Raw genomic sequence first — 19,953 nt, forward strand, 5'->3', positions numbered from 1 at the left:
TCAGGAGCAGCGACTAGCGATGCTCCTATACCCTATTAAGGACGATAGACTTTTACGTTACTGTAACCCTGCTCAGTAAGGTAAAGCGCCTGTAGTTTACTCATAACGCCACGGTCACAGTAAAGTAGGTAAGTCTTACTCTTATCTAAATCAGCAAATTGAGTTGCTAACTTAAAGAAAGGGATTTTTAAGATTTCAGTGCCATCAATTTGAAGTGGGCTTTGCTCTTCTTCATCTTGCGCTCTGATATCAACAACAATCTGATCCACTTCAATAGCGTCAACAGTTTCAGTTTCACTCACTGTAGTTTCTACTTTTTCAGCAATTTGTTTGATATCAATAACAACAGCATCATTAACGATACGGTCAATTAAATCTTCGCTGAATTTCAACTCTTCAGATTCAATTTTAGCTAATACCGCTTTAACTGTAGGTTTTTGAGAAATGACGCCACAGTATTCAGGAATGGCTTTAGCAAAATCTTCAGTACCAATTTGGCGACTTTCATTAATGATGTCTTGCTTATCCATCGTAATCAATGGACGTAAAATCAATAGGTCGGTACAGCGATCAATCACGTTCAAGTTAGTTAATGTTTGACTTGATACTTGGCCTAGACTCTCGCCAGTCACCAAAGCTTGAATGTTGTACTTTTCAGCCATTTTTGTGGCTGCACGCATCATCATACGCTTAAGAATAACGCCCATTTGGCCATTATCAATTTTCTCTAAAATTTCAGCAACCACTGGCTCAAAAGGCACCGTCATAAAGCGAACTTTATGAGACTCGCCATATTTCTGCCATAAATGATAAGCAACTTGTTTAACACCAATTTCATGCTGTGCGCCGCCTAAGTTGAAGAAACAGTAATGAGTACGAGCTCCTTTCTTAATAAACTGATAGCTAGACACACCTGAATCAAAACCACCTGAAATAAGTGATAACACATCTTCTTGGGTCGCCATAGGGAAACCACCTAAACCAGGAATACGGCGAACAACCATATACAGTTTTTCATGATCTATTTCTAAGTTTACCGTTAAATCAGGATTTTTTAACTTCACACCTAATGCATCAGTATTCTGGTTTAATCCGCCACCCACGTAACGTTCAACTTCAATAGATTTGAAATCATGATTACCAGTACGCTTTACACGGACACAGAAAGTTTTACCGGCTAGTTGCTCTTTATACACAGGCAATACTTGCTGATAAATATCATCCATTGAATCAAAACCATATTCATCCACTTGGACGACATGAGCAATACCTGGAATGCATTCTAAACGCTCAGCAAGCGCGTTAATACGAGATTGATCATCACTATTAACGTGGATCATTATACGATCCCACTGACGTTGTACTTTTACTTCATCATCGACTTTTTTAAGTACATTTCGAATGTTTGTTTCAAGAATTTTGGTAAAACGCATACGAACCGTTTTACTTTTCATCATGATTTCTGGGTATAACTTTACGATAAACTTCATTGGATTTCCGCGGCAACTGATTTTGATGTTAGCTTTTACGATGCTTGAGTTAACAGATATTCAAAATCGATTCACTCAACACTGACTCATAAAAGTCAAAAATAATAATGGCTGGAATATAACCAGCCATGAAAGGCGGGATTATAGCAAAAACTGTCTATATACCAAACACAATAAATTTTTAAAAGTACAAGTGTGATACTTGTAGAAAAAGGCAGCAATCAAAGTTGAATAAAATGAACTATCTATCCGCTTAATCAGGATTGAATTCGTAATTTCATTCAAATAGAAAAATAAATTAGCAGACATAAAAATGCCGTTTAGAATATAAACGGCATTTTATTATCACGTTTTGACACTTCTCGTAAACTATTCGGGCGGCGTAACTTCTATTTCTGCAGACTCTTTTGGCTTGCCTTGTTCAATTGATATTTCAACTCGGCGATTGCGGCTTCGGTTTTGATTGGAATCATTTGCCACCAATGGTGCATTTGAAGCCATCCCCACTACGCGCATTCTAGCCTCATCAAATCCTTTTACTTTAACTAATTCATGAGCAACAGCTACAGCACGTTTACTTGATAAGTCCCAGTTGGAGCTATAAAGCTCATTGCTGATATGCATACCATCAGTATGACCCGATACAGTAATCACGCCTGGCACATCTTTCAATAACTCGCCGACAGATCGTACTACCGGTTTAAATCTTGGCTGTAAGAAACCCGAACCCGATGCAAAAGACCCTTTCTCACGGATCCGAATAATGATTTGTTGTCCTAACGATTCAATTTCTATCGCGCCATCGACAATTTCTTCATTCAGTTTTTCAGCCATTTTCTTAACTTGGTCATTAATGTTTTCTTGTTCAGACATCGCCTGTGCTTGCTGAGCTTGGGCTTGCTGTTGAGCAGTAGCAGAAGCATTACCGCCTCGATCTTCACCTTGTTGTTTTTGCACTCCACCAGCACTGGCATCATCACCCGCTTGATACTCAATGGTTTGCTCGGTCATTTCGTTGGTTTGTTGATTAATAATTTCAATCGGAGTGGGATCCGGCTTACCTGGACGAAACTCCAATGCAATAACAGACGTGCCTTTAGGAATATCTTTCACTTCCACTTTATTTTGCACACCAAAGGCATACTTCATTGAACCAGCAATCTGTTTGAACTTCATGACGTCCATTTCTGAGAACGCTAGTAGCAATACAAAAAAGCACATCAATAAAGACATTAGATCAGCAAATGTCGCTAACCATAAAGGTGCTCCGGGCGGTGGACAATCACACTTGGCTTTTTTAGCCATGAGTTACTCTCCGTCCGTGGTATCGATTTGACGTTGTTTCTCAGCTAAGTAATTCTTCAAAAATCCTTCAATGACTCTTGGATTTTGGCCGTCTTGTATTGCTAAAACAGCATCCATTATCAAATTTCGATTTAATAGCTCTTCACTCATGCGTAACTGTAATTTATCGGCAATAGGTATCGCGATCATATTCGCGATAATGGCGCCATAAAGCGTTGTTAATAATGCAACAGCCATAGAAGGGCCAATCGATTTGGGATCATCCATATTTGATAGCATGGCAACCAAACCAATCAGCGTACCAATCATCCCCATTGCAGGTGCAACATCACCCAAGGCTTTGAAAATACCTACACCTGTTTTATGTCTTTCTTCGGTTAGAGCAATATCTTTTTCCAGCGCCTCACGCACAACGTCGCCATCGTGACCATCCACTAACATATCCACGGCTTTTTGCATGAAACTATTAGTAATTTGCGCTTCTTCTAATGCCAAAAAACCGCCTTTACGGGCAGCATCGGCCATACTGACTGATTGTTCTATTAACTCTTCAGGATTATCGATTTTGAACATGAAAGCTTTAGCGCCAATTTTTACCGCGCCTAAAAACTGCTTTAAATTATATTTCATCATGACGACGAACAATGAGCCGATAAATACGATCATCACAGAAGGCACATCAATAAAAATTGAAATACCACCACTGCTCACCATAGAACCAATAATAAAACCGAAGGCTCCGATCAAACCTATCAGGGTTGCTAAATCCACAATGTCTCCTTGAATGTAGTCTTAGTGATACTGCCTAAACTCTATGGATACCAATGTAACACCATGAGCTTCTAGGGCAAAAGTTCAAATGAACAAAAACTCCCACACCGCACAAATTTCTACATTTTTTGTGTGAGATTGATATAAAACAGCATAATGAAGGCGAATAATTTTATTTATATTACCAGTAACAACGACTTCAAAACGTTACAGTTACGCTGGTATTCGTTAACTATATCGGTCAAACTCATCTCAAGTTTAGTTAAATCTGATAAATATTATAAATTATCACTCACAAAGCGTGCTATTGAGCAAATAAACAACCACTGAATTTGACCCTTAGCTCCGCCTGATATACCTTGTGCCCCGCAGAACAGAAGGAATAAACATTGTGGCAAAAAAACCTGAAAATCTAAGTTTTGAAGAGTCCTTAGAGGAACTTGAAAACATTGTTGCAGATCTTGAGCAAGGTGAAGTCACTTTAGACAATGCCCTTAAACAGTTTGAGCGTGGTATAAAGTTAGTACGCCAAAGCCAATCTAAGCTAGAACAAGCCCAACAAAAAGTCTCAATCTTATTAAATGAAGATGATACTGACTTAAGCCCATTTACCGTTGAAGGCGAATAAGTGTGTTAGCCCAATCAATTGAAAAATACCAACAACGCGTGAATCATGTCTTAGCAACTAAACTTGCTGAGCTTGATGATACTGCGCCAGCATTAAAAGCTGCGATGACCCATGGTGCCTTATTAGGTGGTAAACGAATTAGACCGTTTATGGTTTATAGCCTTGGTGAGATGTTAGGTGCCGATCTTGAACAACTTGATAATGCCGCAGCAGCAATTGAATGTATTCATGCTTACTCTTTGATTCATGATGACTTACCCGCCATGGACGATGATGCGCTAAGGCGCGGTCAACCAACAGTTCATATCGCTTTTGATGAAGCGACAGCTATTTTAGCGGGTGATGCATTACAGACGCTAGCATTTGAGCTCATTTGCGAGCCTAATGACAAAATTTCAGCGTCGCAACAACTTGCCATGGTTACCGCTTTAGCAAAAGCATCAGGTTATACTGGTATGTGCGGCGGACAAGCAATTGATCTTAGCGCGACCAACAAGCGTATAAATATCGAACAGCTAACCCAGTTACATAACAAAAAAACCGGCGCATTAATAAGTTGTGCAGCAGAATTAGCGCTCATTGCATCTTCTGCCGATAACACTGAACAACAAGTCATTCGTGAATTTGCAGCTAATATTGGTTTAGCTTTTCAAGTTCAAGATGACATTTTAGACATCACTTCCAGTACCGAAGAGTTAGGGAAACCTCAAGGCAGTGATGAAGAGTCAAATAAAAGTACATTCCCTAAATTATTAGGACTCGATGGTTCAAACGAATGCGCCGAGCAACTAATTAAAGATGCACTATCAGCGCTGGCAAAATTGACCTACAATAGCCAGTTAATCGCAGACTTCGCCCGCTACATTATTGCGCGAAGATTATAAAAGAGACATTTTATCTCCATATGAGTTTCGATAATTCTCAATTTCCGGTATTAGCCCAAGCTAATACCCCTGATGATTTAAAAAAACTGCCTCAAGGTATGCTGCCGCAGCTATCTGATGAGTTAAGACAGTTTCTACTTAAATCAGTCAGTAATTCAAGTGGCCACTTTGCTTCAGGCCTCGGTACTGTTGAATTAACAGTAGCGCTTCATTACGTCTATAACACGCCCTTTGATCGTGTGGTATGGGATGTAGGTCATCAAGCTTACCCTCATAAAATACTGACTGGTCGTCGTGACAGAATGCACACCATACGTCAAAAGAATGGGTTACACCCTTTCCCGTGGCGTGAAGAAAGTGAATATGACACTTTTAGCGTGGGTCATTCAGGCACCTCAGTAAGTGCAGCATTGGCTATGGCTGTTGCTGCTGAGAAAGAGCAAAAAGACCGTAAAGTAGTTGCTGTTATTGGTGATGGTGCAATGACTGGCGGAATGGTTTTTGAAGCCTTGAACCACGCTGGTGATTTGCACAACGATATGCTCGTGGTGTTAAACGACAATGAAATGTCTATTTCAGAAAATGTCGGTGCATTAAACAATCACCTCGCACAACTGATGTCAGGTCGTTTCTACACAACGATTCGAGAGAGCAGCAAGAAAGTCCTTAAAGGTATGCCTGTCATTAAAGAAATGGCTAAGCGAACCGAAGAACACCTCAAAGGTATGGTCGTTCCAGGTACTTTATTTGAAGAATTAGGTTTCAATTACATCGGCCCTATTGACGGTCATGATGTTGATTCTTTAGTTGAAACACTGCGAAATATGCGCGATTTAAAAGGTCCGCAAATTCTTCATATAATGACCAAGAAAGGTCGTGGCTATGAACCAGCAGAAAAAGATCCTATTGGATGGCATGCGGTACCTAAATTTGACCACACTCAATTTAAAAAACCAAAAGCTAAGCCAAGTTCACCAACATTCTCTCAAGTGTTTGGCAAATGGTTATGTGATGTTGCAGATAAAGATGAAAAATTATTAGCCATCACTCCTGCCATGCGTGAAGGTTCAGGGATGGTTGAATTTTCACAGCGTTTTCCTAGCCAATACTTTGATGCCGCAATTGCAGAGCAACATGCTGTCACATTAGGTGCTGGTTTTGCTTGTGAGGGCTTTAAGCCTGTTGTCGCTATTTACTCAACATTCTTACAACGCGGTTATGATCAACTCATACACGATGTAGCCTTACAACGACTACCAGTGTTATTTGCTATCGATCGCGGCGGTATTGTTGGTGCAGATGGTCCAACTCACCAAGGTGCCTTTGATTTAAGCTTCCTTCGTTGTGTGCCTAACATGGTTATTATGGCGCCTTCAGATGAAGATGAATGTCGTCAAATGCTGTATACCGGGTATTGCTACCAAGATGGCCCTACTGCAGTGCGTTATCCTCGTGGTAGCGCTACAGGCATCGCTCCGACAGAAGAAATGACGGCGATACCCATTGGCAAAGGCTTAATGAAACGACAAAGCCAAAAAGAAACTCAGCGTGTCGCTATCGTTAACTTTGGTACGACGCTAGCCGCAGCACTTGAAGCCGCTGAGACACTTGATGCTACCGTTGCAGACATGCGTTTTGTAAAGCCATTAGATTTAACCTTATTGGCTGAATTAGCCAATAGTCATGATGTGATAGTCACAGTTGAAGAAAATGCCATTATGGGCGGTGCGGGTAGCGGTGTGATTGAGGCATTACATAAGATGAAAATCTTAAAGCCTGTGTTACAAATCGGTTTACCTGATGAATTTATCAAACACGGCGCACCGGATGAAATCATCCAAGAGCTTAGACTTGATGCTGCAGGCGTTTTAGCGCAAATCCAAGAGTACTTGGTATAAGTTGAGTAAACACCTAATCAAAACCATAAAAAAAGGACTGCAAATGCAGTCCTTTTTTTATTAATCACACTTTATAAAGCCTTTATGGACCAATAAAGCGTTAACTTGCTCAATTACGCTTGTGTATCAACACTCGGACCGCCTTGCGATACCATAACCATTGCAGGACGCAATACACGGTCTTTCAAGGTATAACCTTTTTGCATAACAAGCATAACGGTATCTTTCGGGTATTCAGCACTAGGCTGCATACCGATAGCTTGATGATGATTTGGGTTAAATGCTTCACCTAATGGATTAACAAGCACTACGCCATTTTTCTCAACAGCAGCCATTAACCCTTTCATGGTTAATTCAACACCTTCTGCAATCGCTTTGGTTGCTTCATCTTCTGCATCAACACCTGTTAACGCACGTTCCATATTATCTAATACTGGTAGAAGTTCGTTAACAAACTTCTCTAGTGCGAAAGCACGTGCTTTCTCAACATCTTTGGCAGCACGAGTACGGATGTTAGCGGTTTCTGCTGCCGCACGAATTTCAACATCTTTTCGGTCTGCTAAAGCTGCTTGTGACTCTGCAAGTTGTTGCTCTAAAGCTTCAATTTTAAGATTGGCTTGAGTTAACTCATCAACTTCTTGAGGCGCTTCGGTTTCTGTTTCATTGACAACTTCTGCATCAATGATGTCTTGATCTACTTTATTTGACTCGTTACTCATTTTCACTCCAGCTAAAAATGCTTTGTTTCTGGTTACTATGGGCATATTATGGGGATCATTTTCCTCCTTTCAAGCCTTTGTGTAAATCAAATACTAATATGACGAAAAAGTTTCAGACAATTGGCCTCATCGGTAAGCCACATCATCAAGGTACAAACCGCACTTTGAAGCGTTTGCATCACTGGTTATCAATGCAAGGCTTCGATATTTTAGCTGAAGAACGTGTTGCGTCAGAGCTCAAGGTTGACGTTGAATCTGTTGATTTAACTGAGTTAGGCGAGAGATGTGATTTGGCTATTGTCGTCGGTGGTGACGGTAATATGCTTGGCGCCGCCAGAGTATTGTCACGATTCGATATCGGGGTTATTGGTGTTAACCGAGGCAATCTCGGCTTTTTAACTGATTTACCCCCTGATAACTTCGAAGAGTCATTGTCAAAGGTCCTTGAAGGTGATTATGATACTGAGTATCGTTTTCTGTTAGAAGCTGAAGTACATCGTCACGGTATGCTTAAAGCCAGTAACTCAGCAGTTAACGAGGCCGTTTTACATCCAGGAAAAGTTGCGCACATGATTCAGTTTGAAGTCTATATTGATGACCAATTCATGTATAGCCAACGTGCTGATGGGATGATTGTATCTACTCCTACAGGCTCTACTGCATATGCCCTTTCTGCTGGCGGTTCAATTTTAACCCCAAACCTACAAGCATTAATTCTCGTGCCGATGTTTCCACATACCCTGTCGTCTCGGCCAATTGTTGTTGATGCCTGCAGCACGATCAAATTAGTGGTATCACCTGATAATGGTGAAAACTTAGAAGTAAGCTGTGACGGACATGTGGATTTAGCGGTTTTACCCGGTGATGAAATTCTTATACGTCGAAGTAACAACAGACTAAGAATGATCCATCCAAAGGGTCATAATTACTTTGATGTATTAAGATCTAAATTAGGATGGGGCAGTAAACTGTTTTAAGCGCATTTTTAAACGGTGCTGAGCAATTTGCTAATAGCTTTTAGGGTTAATATTCATGCTTAGACTTATATAAGCTTTTGTTTAGCTCATAGTGTAAGGGAACATTAACTCCCGTGATGAATATTAACCTCTATCGATACAGCTAAGTATTTGCTCTGACAAAAGCGCTTGTTCTATGGGTTTTAAACTAATTATTTCAAGCCTAGAATCCATGGTTTCATCAAGTTCTGTAATAGATAATTTTCCATCTACAGCATTAAAGCCTGCAATGCCTTCTTCAGTAATCATTACCGCTTTAATACGAATGACCGTATTAAGTAATGAATCACACCAGACAATTAATCTATCGAAATCAAAGCACAGCTCAGCCGAAAAAATCCAGCCTATACTATAAGCGCCTTCACCTTGATTTGATTTAGTGACAAAACCTTGGCTATTAAATTCACTGGCAAAACCTTGTTCAACCTCAGAAAAAACTGATGGTTCTAGAAGCGTTGTTGAAGGTTTTAAATAAGATGGAGAATTGATCGAGTTTACTGCGTCACTCGCTTTCATGAAAGGTATCTGATTAATTTCAGCAAAAACGTCATTAATAGCCGCGGCTGAATCAGAGTTAATTATCGTTTTTTTATCATCTGCTAAATAGTCACAAAGATTGGTAAAATCTGCTTGCTGATACAAATCTGCTTTGCTGGCATAAACAACATCCGCGATGTCGATTTGCTGATTGAAATTTACATTATGGGTATAACTACTATTTTTGAGTTTACGCGCGTCCACCACACAGATAGTTTTATGTAGCTGTAAAACACGCTGATTATATTCGTTACTTAATACTTTAGCTATTTCAGCTGGGTGTCCTAATCCTGTAGGCTCAATGAGCAAGCGATCAGGATTAGTTTTTTGTATTATTTGATTAATAGCCACTTGCATTGGCACGCCAGCTGCGCAGCATAGGCAGCCACCAGCGACTTCTTTAATCATCACCTCAGCAGAAGCATTCGAGCCATTGAGAAGCCCTGCATCAATGCCTACTTCACCAAACTCATTGACTAACACTGCCCAAGTTTCACCTTCTGGTTTTACTTGCAGCAATGATTGAATCAAAGTCGTTTTACCGGCACCTAGGAAGCCGGTAATGAGATTAGTGCGAATACGTTTACGGATCACAATATAAACCCTAATTAGAAGAGAAATTAACTCACTGTAACTGAAATTAAATAACTTGCAGCAATGCTAATTTCCATAATGAGTTAGCTACTTTTTAGCGTACTTACCTTGTCTTGTTGGCTTGGTATTTCTATCCGCTTGAGCGCCTTTTCCTGCAGGGCCACGATTTCGATTGGCACCTTGACGTTTATGCTTAAACACTTTCTTGGGTTTATCATCTTCCACATCTCTATAACGTGCAGGCAGTGGCGCACCTAGCTCATAACCGGGCAAAACAACAACCGGAATGGATGTGCTAATAAGTGTTTCTATTTCTGCAAGTAATTCCATTTCATTTTGTGCAACCAATGAAATAGCCTCACCCGTTAACCCTGCACGGCCTGTACGGCCTATACGATGAACATAATCCTCAGGCTCTGGCGGTAACTCAAAATTAATCACTAATGGCAGTGCTTCTATATCTAAGCCCCTTGCTGCTAAATCGGTTGCTATCATCACTCTAAGCTTACCTGACTTAAACTCTTCCAACGCTCTGTTGCGCGCGCCTTGGGTTTTATCGCCATGGAAGACTACAGCTTTAATACCATCTAATTTAAACTCTTTTAGAAGGTGTTCTGCTGTTTCTTTCATACTGGTAAAAACCATAACCTGTTGCCAATTATTACGACCAATCAGCTCTGAAAGTAGCTCTGCTTTTCGGCGTTTATCAACTTGATATACAGATTGAGTTACTGTTTCTGCGGTTTTTTGATTAGAGATATGTACATACTCGGCATCTTTAAGCATCTTGGCTGCTAAGCTTTTTACATCATCAGAATAGGTCGCCGAGAACATCATCGTTTGATGTTGACGATTAATCATTCGCTTTACTTTTTCGATGTCTTTAACAAAGCCCAGATCAAGCATGCGATCCGCTTCATCAATCACCAGTTGAGTCACAAATGATAAATCCAAATCATGCTGGCCAATAATATCGAATAAACGACCGGGCGTCGCAACAAGAATATCTACCCCTTTGGTTAATGCTTTGCGCTGCGGATTAATGTTTGCACCGCCATATACAGCAACACTTTCAAACGGTAAATATTGAGCGTAATTGACTAAATTCTTCTCAATCTGAATAGCAAGTTCACGAGTGGGTGTCATTATCAGTACCCGTAATCGCTGCCAGGCTGTTTTGTTCTCTTGCTCAGCAACATCAAGCTCCAAACGATGCAATATCGATAAGGCAAATGCAGCCGTTTTACCGGTACCCGTTTGAGCACTGGCTAATATGTCTTTGCCTTCAATAGCTAATGGGATCACAATTTGTTGTACGGGAGTCATGTCGCTATAACCACATGTTTTAACCGCATCTAAAATCGGTTGTGATAAGCCTACTGAATCAAAATTCATATTATTCTCTAAAAACTACTATTAATGGCGCTATTGTAGCGACAATGCTGAATATTAGCGAAATAAAAACCGATTGTTCTACTTGATGGTAAATTAGCTCTAAATCACTATCCCTTTAAAATCAACCGAGTAAAACAACAGAACATTGTTTGGTGCTCAATTTATCGCCTCTTCATCACTTGTACAAAGTAACAGTTTGTATCTTATGGTTTTATCTATTGATTTACCGTAAACATTTAAGCAACATAAGCCACACAAAAACAAAACAATAAAGGCTTCTAATGAAACTGTTGTACCCATTATTATTTGCTTTGAGCCTCACAGCTTGTGGCGGCTCAGACTCAGACTCTCCTACACCAGAACTGCCAACGGCCACCCCGCCTGTTGATGCAAGAGAGCTTAATGCTGACGTTTGTTACATTATGTCAACCACAATGGGTGATATTGGCCTAGCTATTGATAACACCAACACACCGATTACAGCGGCTAATTTTGCCCGCTATGTAGAAGATGAATATTATAACGACACGTTATTCCATCGAATCATGTACCAGTTCGTCTCTCAAGGCGGTGGTTTTACTGCTGGTATGGTGGCTAAGCCAGGTTTTGATGCCATTACATTAGAAGACAATGTTGGCTTAGCTAACGAACGCAGCACCATAGCCATGGCACGAACTGGGGTTGCAGACTCTGCGACATCACAGTTTTATATTAACGCCTTAGATAATCCGATGCTTGACTACGCCAACGTAGATTACAGTAACGGACAGCGTGGTTATGCTGTATTTGGTCGAGTTTATGAAGGTATGGCTGAAGTGGTGGATCAAATTAATATGGTTGATGTCGTCCTTTCTGGTACCGGTGTTCCGGTAACGGATATCGTCATTAATAGCGTCACTGAAACTAGTTGCCCAACAATGTAAAGTGAGTGTTATAAGTCCCCTCCCACCAGATTTAAGGCCTTGACGTCAAACGTTCGAGGCTTTTTTTTATTTAGACCAACAACCTATATAACATTAAAACACTACCAAGATTACAGATACATTCAAAATAAGAGCTATATCCCTTTTTCGTATTAAAACTACAAAAGCCACCTCTCTTAGTCTAAAAACATGAATTGAATCACAATTATTAGCCATTTAGATTGGTATTTTAACCACATACAGAATTTTATCTTTATTAATTTTAAACGTTAAAGAGGTTTCTTATGGCGACTAAATTTTTCATTCCAAGCGTAAATATCCTAGGTCAAGACAGCGTTAATGAAGCAATCAAAGACATTAAAGCACTTGGTTTCAAACGTGCACTTATCGTAACTGATGCTCCGCTAGTAAAAATCGGTTTAGTTGATAAAGTCGCAACAAAATTAATCGATAGTGGCGTAGCTGTTTTCATATTTGATGGTGCACAGCCTAACCCTACAATGGGTAATGTTGAATCTGGCCTTGCGATGTTAAATGCCCATGAGTGTGATTTTGTTATTTCATTAGGCGGCGGTTCTCCACATGATTGTGCCAAAGGCATCGCATTAGTCGCAACCAATGGCGGCAGTATTAAAGATTATGAAGGTTTAGATGTATCAACTAGACCACAAATGCCACTAGTTGCTATCAATACCACTGCGGGCACCGCAAGTGAAATGACCCGTTTTTGTATCATTACCGATGAATCTCGTCATATTAAAATGGCCATCGTTGATAAAAACACTACACCAATCCTATCAGTTAACGATCCTGAGTTAATGATTGAGAAACCTGCAGCATTGACTGCGGCGACAGGTATGGATGCATTAACTCACGCTATCGAAGCTTATGTTTCAATTGCTGCCAACCCAATTACTGATGCTTGTGCCATTAAAGCGATTGAATTAATCAAAGCCAATTTGGTTGATGCTGTTGAGAAAGGCGATGACATCAATGCTCGTGAACAAATGGCATATGCTCAGTTCTTAGCCGGTATGGCATTTAACAATGCAAGCTTGGGCTACGTTCATGCTATGGCGCATCAGCTTGGTGGATTTTATGACTTGCCTCATGGTGTTTGTAACGCCCTGCTATTGCCACATGTCCAAACATACAATGCTCAGGTAGTACCTGAGAAGCTAAGAGATATCGCTAAGGCTATGGGCGTTGATGTTGCCGCGTTAAATGATGCAGAAGGTGCTAAAGCGGCGATTGATGCCATTAAAGCCTTATCTGTTGCAGTAAATATTCCAGCTAATCTAACCGAGCTTGGCGTTAACCCAGAAGATATTCCAGTACTTGCAGAGAATGCCTTGAAAGATGCTTGCGGCTTTACAAACCCTAAGCAAGCAACACATGCTGAAATTTGCGAAATTTTTACCAACGCACTATAACTTGTGTATAGCCGATATGATTTAGACTTTAAATCATATCGCTTTCTCGTCTGTTATTGATTGTAAATATGATGAGTTGAAAATTCAGAATCAAACCTTTTTAAACTTGATTTTTAACTCATATCTTACAATAAAAGCTTGTTTAAATCTGGCGTTTGTTGCAATGTAAATTGACGCATATTAAATCCACAAGCAACACGTACTTAAGATCATTAACGATGAGTTAAGACTTCAACTTTTTATTCTTAACTCATTATTTTAATTAGATAAAAAAAACACTTCAAATCACAACTGTTAACTAGGTCTAACTTCTCAAAATAACCATTGACCTTACTTAAATTAGCAGTCTATGATGAAGTTACATTCTTAAATAAGTAGGTAAGCTATGACTGCAATCACTCATGTATATAACTACACAGTAAGATGCCCTCACTATAAAGAGAAAGAGAAAACAGCAAGTTGGTTAAACCATATCGAAATCAACCAATCTTCTGAAATCGCATTAAACCGCATTACCAAATGGCATGGCGTTCCTGGTACAAAAGCATTCGAAAACGGCGACTTTGTCGTAAGAAAATCAGATACCGACCACACCTATTACTCAATGCAAAGCAACCGCCTGTTAAATAACGCCCACTCTATGGTCACTTTTAAAATATTATTAGATGACTGTTGCGAAGACGCCGACCCAGAAAAAATTGTTACTCACCTTATCGAAGACTATAACCAGCGTTTAGCTAAAGCCTCGTAAACATCTCCTTAGTTTACTTCCTCACCGAAAAACACCTTTTATGTTTTTCGGTGAAAATTAACCCAGAAACAGTATAAACGTGATCAAGCTAGCATAACTCAATAACCACCAATAATTAGATCACACTTTAGTACCACCAAGATGACAGCCTACCTTCGTTTAATATATAAACAGCCCCTTAAGTTTTTTTGTTCTCAACAAATGACATTATCTTAGCGTATTTCATTCATAGCTCTTTTTAGTTCAAATAAAAAGCGACATGTTATTGATGCAATCACGCTAAAAAGATGATGAATTTTTCTTATTTATTCGTCTTGCTGCATAATCATTTTTAATCAACTTCCCTTCATCTCATTGGAAAAAGTTTTACTCTAATCTATGCAATAAGCAACAAAGAAGCTTAACCGAATTATTTAAACTTCAGTAAAGGAGCATCAAACGATGCAAGCAGTTCCAAATATAGTCATTGTAGGCGGCGGCGCCGGCGGTATGGAGATCGCTACGAAATTAGGTCATAAAGTGGGTAAAAAAGGCAAAGCAAAAGTCACATTGGTGGATTGTGCAGAAAGCCATGTTTGGAAACCATTACTTCATGAAGTTGCCACTGGCGCATTAGACATTGGTATCGATGCTATTAGCTATCGCGGTCATGCATCAACTCATGGCTATCATTTTCAGCAAGGCGCCTTGATTGATATTGACCGTCCTGAAAAAAATATCGTATTGGCACCTATTAATGATGAAAATGGTGATGAATTATTACCAGCTCGTAAAATCCCTTACGATTACGTTGTCATTGCCATTGGCAGTGTTGCCAATGATTTTAAAATCCCAGGCGTTAAAGAGCACAGTTTGTTTTTGGATAACACTGAACAAGCAATGCAAATACGTAAACTGCTGCTAAATAAATTCATGCGTTATGCCAGTCACCATCAATTAGATGAAAAAATTAAAATTGCTGTAGTCGGCGCTGGCGCAACGGGCGTAGAAATGTCAGCAGAAATGCACCATGCTGTCGATCAGTTAAGCGGTTTTGGCTATAAAATTGATACCAGTTTACTTGAAGTGACTTTGATAGAAGCTGATGAACGAATTTTGCCGAAAGTTGATAAAATTGAAATTTCAGAATCGGTAACCCGCGAGCTTAAGCAGCTAGGGGTTAACGTTATGACGAACACCCGTATTACTGAAGTAAGCCCAGAAGGTTTAACCACTACAGACAATACATTGATCCCGTCTGATATGGTGATTTGGTCAACGGGCGTTAAAGCACCAGACTTCTTGAATAGCATTGGTGGACTGGAAAGTAATCATATTAACCAAGTCATGGTTAAGCAAAATATGCAGACAACCATGGACCCTAGTATCTTCTCTATTGGCGATTGTACAGCCTGCCCTCAAAAAGATGGCAGTTGGGTACCACCAAGAGGCCAATCAGCCAGACAAATGGCTCTAATGACTGCTGATAACATTATGTTGATGCTAGATGGTAAAGAACCAATCAATGAATATGTTTATAAAGATTTAGGTTCATTAGTCAACCTGTCTAAATTCCATACTGTTGGTAATTTGATGTCATTTATGGGCGGTGGAGTACTCGTTGAGGGTAAGATTGCTCGGTTTGTATATACTTCACTTTATCGTCGTCATTTGATTGAATTGCATGGTGTAGTGAAAGGCACGTTGATGATGCTTTCTAAAGGCATTAGCAAGATTATTCACCCACACCTAAAATTGCATTGATTTATGTAAATAAGACTTTTTTGTAAAAGGGACTTTTGGCAAATAGGTCTGTTTGCAAATCAAAATAAAAAGCCTAAATTCAATCAATGAGTTTAGGCTTTTTTATTTTTGGCTTATTGTCTGACATTGATAAGATAACGAAATATTCAAAAGTCATCATCAGCATAAAACGGGAATATTATCTACAAGACACTTTACTAATAGCCTGTTTTAACACCTCAATGAAAGTCAAAATATCTTGGCGACTAATATCTTTATGAGTAACCAGCCTCAATGAATATGATGGGCTGATAATAATCCCTTTTTGGCTAAGTAAAAGAGCAAGGTGATTAACGTCATAGCGCTTATCAAGAGAAGCAAAGACCATATTGGTTTGTACTAAGCTGGTATCCACTTCAAATTCCGGCATCTCAGATAAGTGCTGAGCCAGTAAAGACGCATTATCGTGATCTTCTGCTAATCGCTCAACTTGATCTGTAATCGCTATTTGAGCCGCTGCAGCAATAATGCCTGCTTGTCTCATTCCGCCGCCCAACATTTTTCGCCAACGAATAGCCTTACCAATTAAACGCTCATCACCTAATAAGATCGAGCCTATCGGTGCTGCTAAGCCTTTTGAGAGGCATATTGAAACTGAATCAAAGTATTGAGTAATATCACTAATAGAAATGTTTTGAGCCACTGCAGCATTGGCAACACGAGCACCATCAAGATGAATTTTGAGATTACGATTAAATGCTAATGCCTGAGCATCGGCAAGATACTGCTGCGGGATAACTTTACCGCCAATCGTATTTTCGATACTGAGTAACCGTGTATGGGCAAAGTGCACATCATCTGGCTTGATTGCCGCTTCAATATCTGCAAGTAAAATCGTGCCATCCGCTTGATTATTTAAAGGTTGAGGTTGAATACTACCTAATACCGCAGCCCCGCCGCCTTCAAATTTATAATTATGAGCTTGTTGACCACATAGGTATTCATCGCCACGGTCACAATGGCTCATTAATGCCAGTAAATTAGCCTGAGTTCCTGAGCTAACAAATAATGCACTATCAAAACCATAAAGCTCAGCAGCCATGTCTTGTAATTTATTAACGGTTGGGTCATCACCGTAAACATCGTCACCAACTTCAGCATTAGCCATTGCCCTGCGCATCGCATCTGTTGGTTTTGTTACCGTATCACTGCGAAAATCGATCATATTAGCTCTCAAAAATAAGTTCTTTCAACCACAAAGTTATCTTATTCTACATGAATAAAGTCGAGCTAAGCTTGCATTAATCTGCAGATATTTTATTTAGTGCTGATAAGGCTGCATCGTAATCAGGATGATGTGCAACTTCAGACACCAATTCTTTATATTTCAGTATGCCTTGTGCATTAATAATGAAAATCGCTCTAGCAAGTAAACCTCGATCTTTGATCAGCAAACCGTATTTCTGACCAAAATCACGCCACACTGAATCTGACAAAACAACCATTTTATCGACTTGCTCAGCCTGACAAAAGCGCTTTTGTGCAAATGGTAAATCAGTGCTAATGGTCAACATAACCACGTTATCATCGTATTGACCAACAGATTTATTAAAACGCTTTGTTTGAAGTGCACAAACACCGGTATCTAAGCTAGGTACAGCACTAATTAAAACTGTCTTGCCTTTAAAGTCATCTAAATTGATAGGCTCAAAAATCTCATCAACAACAGTAAAGCTAGGCGCGGCAGAGTGAACGCGGACCTGTTGTCCTTCAAGAAACATTGGCTTACCGCCCATAGTAATTTGAATCGCTTCATCACTAAAGCAAATTTTAGGCACCACCATAGCAACCACTATAGTTAGCGCCGGTAATAACTTTTTATACATAACTCACCTCATCTAAAAAAACAAAAAAGCCAGCTAGATGCTGGCTTTTAATCAATACACTTAATTAATACACTGTTAGTTATTTATAAACAAATTATAAATTACTTAGCAGGCATTTCTTTCATGTGTAAATCCATTTGCGGATATGGAATTTCAATTCCAGCTGCATCTAGGGCATTTTTAATTTGCTCTAACAACTCAAATTTAGCACCCCAGTAATCAGGAGTTTTAACCCAAGGACGCACAACAAAGTTAATTGATGAGTCAGCTAATTCAGCAAGTGCGATAGTATAAGCAGGATCTTTTAGCACATAAGCATTATTTTCTAATACTTCTGTAAGAACTTGTTTAGTTTTAGCAATATCCGCGCCGTAACCCACACCGATAACCATATCAATACGACGTTTTTCTTGTGCTGAGTAGTTCGTAATTGTGCCGTCCATCATTGCAGAGTTAGGTGCAATGATAACTTTATTATCAGGCGTTAATAAACGAGTTGAAAAAATAGTGATTTCATCAACAGTACCTGATACACCAGCAGCATCAACATAATCACCAACGCGACATGGGCGGAAGATAACCATCAATACGCCTGAAGCAAAGTTAGACAGTGAACCTTGAAGTGCTAAACCAACAGCTAAACCTGCAGCACCCAATACAGCGACAAGTGACGCTGTTTGAACACCAATTTGTCCAAGTGTTGCAATGATAGTAAATACAAAGACAACGCCCCAAACAAGATTACCGACAAAAGATGCGACAGTTTCGTCAATTTTACGGCCTATAAGTAATTTTGAAGTTACTTTTTTTGCTACATTTGCCAGATATTTACCAATGATAAATATCACAATTGCCATGACAACTTTAAGACCATAAGTGATTAAAAACTCAGGTGCCTGAGCCATCAAACCTTCTATACTTTCCATTGTTTAACTCCCTTAATTAACTATTATTATTTAAACTTAATTTCTACACGTCTATTTTTTTTTCTATCTAGCGCAGTTCTATTACTTGATAATGGTGCATCGCTCCCCTTACCAATAACCTCAATGACATCAGGTTTAATTGCATACTGTTTTACCAATATAGCTTTCACTGATTCGGCCCTTTCGATTGACAACTTAACGTTAAACAATTCATTCCCGACGTTATCTGTATAACCAACAACAGTTACCGTAGAAAATCCGACTTGTTCCATCATCATGTAAGCACGCTCTATAGCCGTGTATTCACTAGCCAAAACGGCATGCTTTCCAAATTCAAAAAAAACTGAGTGATTAAGCTCAGCCTTAGAAGATTGATCATCGCCTTGTTGTGAAACCCTTTGGCAACCATTTGCTAGAACAACGGCGCCTGACGGTGTATTTGGACAAGCATCCTTTTTATCCGGAACACCATCTTGGTCTTTATCGCTCCATGCCAGGACTGAACAGCAAATAAAGAGACAACATAAACCTGCAATTTGCCGATATAACATGCCACCTCCTGAAGCAAACTTGGTTAATCAAAGCAGCCTTGTTACCAAAAGGTAAAACAATTGACTGTTAAAAGTCATTTAGCCACTAAAATCCAACAAGTTACATTTTATCTGTTTGTTAAGGTTTTGCAAAGTTTTAACGCGAACTAAAACAAGTATAGGGTCTTTTTTACAACTCGCGAATCTCCACAACAAAGGCGTTGCAAGCTTAGAAGCTAAATAGGCTAGAAACTTGATTTGGGCATTCAGACCTTCAACAGCCGCACCACAAACATCAGAAAACCAACAAAAGTATCGTTTGTTACTGTTTAAATGGTGATTTAAGGTAATAGATTACGCAGTGACATGCCCCATGCCCATTGACTTTTAACGCAGTTAAGAGGTATATAAGGTTAGCTTTTTGAGGTTTTTATGTTTAAAACCTCAAAATGACAACATTTAATATAATAATTAAACAAAAAGTGATTAATTTTATAGCAACCAAATTGAAACACGCAGAATTCCATTCTGAAAATATCAATACG

Annotated in this window: 18 protein-coding genes; 8 read left to right on the plus strand and 10 right to left on the minus strand. The window is 39.5% G+C overall.

Going from position 1 to position 19,953, the window contains the following annotated elements; translation table 11 throughout:
• Positions 1-35 precede the first annotated feature (35 nt).
• The 3 genes from thiI to pomA form a co-directional block, all read right to left on the minus strand.
• Complete coding sequence (gene thiI, locus FPK91_RS06885) at positions 36-1,490, minus strand: tRNA uracil 4-sulfurtransferase ThiI (RefSeq protein WP_144209831.1); 1,455 nt, start codon at positions 1,488-1,490, stop codon at positions 36-38.
• 369 nt (positions 1,491-1,859) lie between these two features.
• The gene (locus FPK91_RS06890; protein WP_144209834.1) at positions 1,860-2,795 is read right to left on the minus strand and encodes a flagellar motor protein MotB; all 936 of its coding nucleotides are present in this window, start codon (positions 2,793-2,795) and stop codon (positions 1,860-1,862) included.
• Positions 2,796-2,798: 3 nt separating this feature from the next.
• A complete protein-coding gene (gene pomA, locus FPK91_RS06895; protein WP_144209837.1) occupies positions 2,799-3,566 on the minus strand; it encodes a flagellar motor protein PomA in 768 nt (255 codons plus the stop codon).
• A gap of 391 nt (positions 3,567-3,957) precedes the next feature.
• On the opposite strand from pomA, the gene xseB reads away from it, so the two are divergent.
• From xseB to dxs, 3 genes are read left to right on the plus strand one after another with little or no spacing between them, the layout of a single operon-like run.
• Positions 3,958-4,194 carry an exodeoxyribonuclease VII small subunit gene (gene xseB / locus FPK91_RS06900; protein WP_144209840.1) on the plus strand — a complete coding sequence of 79 codons (237 nt, stop codon included), beginning with the start codon at positions 3,958-3,960 and terminating at the stop codon, positions 4,192-4,194.
• 2 nt (positions 4,195-4,196) lie between these two features.
• Positions 4,197-5,078, plus strand: coding sequence for a (2E,6E)-farnesyl diphosphate synthase (ispA, locus tag FPK91_RS06905; protein WP_144209843.1), 882 nt, complete (start codon positions 4,197-4,199; stop codon positions 5,076-5,078).
• Positions 5,079-5,098: 20 nt separating this feature from the next.
• Complete coding sequence (gene dxs / locus FPK91_RS06910) at positions 5,099-6,976, plus strand: 1-deoxy-D-xylulose-5-phosphate synthase (RefSeq protein ID WP_144209846.1); 1,878 nt, start codon at positions 5,099-5,101, stop codon at positions 6,974-6,976.
• A 113-nt stretch (positions 6,977-7,089) separates the two neighbouring features.
• Here the strand turns inward: dxs and grpE are convergent, their stop codons facing one another.
• Entirely contained in the window at positions 7,090-7,695 is a 606-nt protein-coding gene (gene grpE, locus FPK91_RS06915) for a nucleotide exchange factor GrpE (protein ID WP_144209849.1), read from the minus strand.
• Between the two features lie 98 nt (positions 7,696-7,793).
• On the opposite strand from grpE, the gene nadK reads away from it, so the two are divergent.
• Complete coding sequence (gene nadK, locus FPK91_RS06920; protein WP_144209852.1) at positions 7,794-8,672, plus strand: NAD(+) kinase; 879 nt, start codon at positions 7,794-7,796, stop codon at positions 8,670-8,672.
• A 123-nt stretch (positions 8,673-8,795) separates the two neighbouring features.
• On the opposite strand, the gene FPK91_RS06925 is transcribed toward nadK, so the two are convergent.
• The gene (locus FPK91_RS06925) at positions 8,796-9,842 is read right to left on the minus strand and encodes a CobW family GTP-binding protein (protein ID WP_144209855.1); all 1,047 of its coding nucleotides are present in this window, start codon (positions 9,840-9,842) and stop codon (positions 8,796-8,798) included.
• Between the two features lie 87 nt (positions 9,843-9,929).
• A complete protein-coding gene (locus FPK91_RS06930; RefSeq protein WP_144209858.1) occupies positions 9,930-11,237 on the minus strand; it encodes a DEAD/DEAH box helicase in 1,308 nt (435 codons plus the stop codon).
• Positions 11,238-11,518: 281 nt separating this feature from the next.
• Between FPK91_RS06930 and FPK91_RS06935 the strand changes: the two genes are divergently transcribed.
• From FPK91_RS06935 to FPK91_RS06950, 4 genes are all read left to right on the plus strand, one after another.
• Positions 11,519-12,160 carry a peptidylprolyl isomerase gene (locus tag FPK91_RS06935; protein ID WP_144209861.1) on the plus strand — a complete coding sequence of 214 codons (642 nt, stop codon included), beginning with the start codon at positions 11,519-11,521 and terminating at the stop codon, positions 12,158-12,160.
• Between the two features lie 284 nt (positions 12,161-12,444).
• Positions 12,445-13,593, plus strand: a complete 1,149-nt coding sequence (gene yiaY, locus FPK91_RS06940) for an L-threonine dehydrogenase (protein WP_144209864.1) — start codon at positions 12,445-12,447, stop codon at positions 13,591-13,593.
• 385 nt (positions 13,594-13,978) lie between these two features.
• Positions 13,979-14,344, plus strand: coding sequence for a cytoplasmic protein (locus FPK91_RS06945; protein ID WP_144209867.1), 366 nt, complete (start codon positions 13,979-13,981; stop codon positions 14,342-14,344).
• Positions 14,345-14,785: 441 nt separating this feature from the next.
• Positions 14,786-16,087: an NAD(P)/FAD-dependent oxidoreductase gene (locus FPK91_RS06950; protein ID WP_144209870.1), complete on the plus strand. Its 1,302-nt coding sequence runs from the start codon at positions 14,786-14,788 to the stop codon at positions 16,085-16,087.
• A gap of 178 nt (positions 16,088-16,265) precedes the next feature.
• Here FPK91_RS06950 and ltaE read toward each other — a convergent pair whose 3' ends face one another.
• The 4 genes from ltaE to FPK91_RS06970 form a co-directional block, all read right to left on the minus strand.
• The gene (gene ltaE, locus FPK91_RS06955; protein WP_144209873.1) at positions 16,266-17,291 is read right to left on the minus strand and encodes a low-specificity L-threonine aldolase; all 1,026 of its coding nucleotides are present in this window, start codon (positions 17,289-17,291) and stop codon (positions 16,266-16,268) included.
• Positions 17,292-17,367: 76 nt separating this feature from the next.
• Positions 17,368-17,952 (minus strand): thiol peroxidase, encoded by a 585-nt coding sequence (gene tpx, locus FPK91_RS06960; RefSeq protein WP_144209876.1) that lies wholly within the window; start codon positions 17,950-17,952, stop codon positions 17,368-17,370.
• Between the two features lie 101 nt (positions 17,953-18,053).
• Positions 18,054-18,878: a mechanosensitive ion channel family protein gene (locus FPK91_RS06965; RefSeq protein WP_144209879.1), complete on the minus strand. Its 825-nt coding sequence runs from the start codon at positions 18,876-18,878 to the stop codon at positions 18,054-18,056.
• Between the two features lie 26 nt (positions 18,879-18,904).
• The gene (locus FPK91_RS06970; protein WP_144209882.1) at positions 18,905-19,429 is read right to left on the minus strand and encodes an OmpA family protein; all 525 of its coding nucleotides are present in this window, start codon (positions 19,427-19,429) and stop codon (positions 18,905-18,907) included.
• Between the last annotated feature and the right edge of the window lie 524 nt (positions 19,430-19,953).

Source organism: Shewanella donghaensis, from assembly GCF_007567505.1.
Classification (GTDB): Bacteria; Pseudomonadota; Gammaproteobacteria; order Enterobacterales; family Shewanellaceae; genus Shewanella; species Shewanella donghaensis.

What these genes read in the sequence shown, in the direction of transcription:
- thiI (WP_144209831.1), bottom strand. Translation starts at nt 1,490, where the DNA reads ATGAAGTTTATCGTAAAGTTATACCCAGAAATCATGATGAAAAGTAAA.
- FPK91_RS06890 (WP_144209834.1), bottom strand. Translation starts at nt 2,795, where the DNA reads ATGGCTAAAAAAGCCAAGTGTGATTGTCCACCGCCCGGAGCACCTTTA.
- dxs (WP_144209846.1), top strand. Translation starts at nt 5,099, where the DNA reads ATGAGTTTCGATAATTCTCAATTTCCGGTATTAGCCCAAGCTAATACC.
- grpE (WP_144209849.1), bottom strand. Translation starts at nt 7,695, where the DNA reads ATGAGTAACGAGTCAAATAAAGTAGATCAAGACATCATTGATGCAGAA.
- nadK (WP_144209852.1), top strand. Translation starts at nt 7,794, where the DNA reads ATGACGAAAAAGTTTCAGACAATTGGCCTCATCGGTAAGCCACATCAT.
- FPK91_RS06930 (WP_144209858.1), bottom strand. Translation starts at nt 11,237, where the DNA reads ATGAATTTTGATTCAGTAGGCTTATCACAACCGATTTTAGATGCGGTT.
- FPK91_RS06935 (WP_144209861.1), top strand. Translation starts at nt 11,519, where the DNA reads ATGAAACTGTTGTACCCATTATTATTTGCTTTGAGCCTCACAGCTTGT.
- yiaY (WP_144209864.1), top strand. Translation starts at nt 12,445, where the DNA reads ATGGCGACTAAATTTTTCATTCCAAGCGTAAATATCCTAGGTCAAGAC.
- FPK91_RS06945 (WP_144209867.1), top strand. Translation starts at nt 13,979, where the DNA reads ATGACTGCAATCACTCATGTATATAACTACACAGTAAGATGCCCTCAC.
- FPK91_RS06950 (WP_144209870.1), top strand. Translation starts at nt 14,786, where the DNA reads ATGCAAGCAGTTCCAAATATAGTCATTGTAGGCGGCGGCGCCGGCGGT.
- ltaE (WP_144209873.1), bottom strand. Translation starts at nt 17,291, where the DNA reads ATGATCGATTTTCGCAGTGATACGGTAACAAAACCAACAGATGCGATG.
- tpx (WP_144209876.1), bottom strand. Translation starts at nt 17,952, where the DNA reads ATGTATAAAAAGTTATTACCGGCGCTAACTATAGTGGTTGCTATGGTG.
- FPK91_RS06965 (WP_144209879.1), bottom strand. Translation starts at nt 18,878, where the DNA reads ATGGAAAGTATAGAAGGTTTGATGGCTCAGGCACCTGAGTTTTTAATC.
- FPK91_RS06970 (WP_144209882.1), bottom strand. Translation starts at nt 19,429, where the DNA reads ATGTTATATCGGCAAATTGCAGGTTTATGTTGTCTCTTTATTTGCTGT.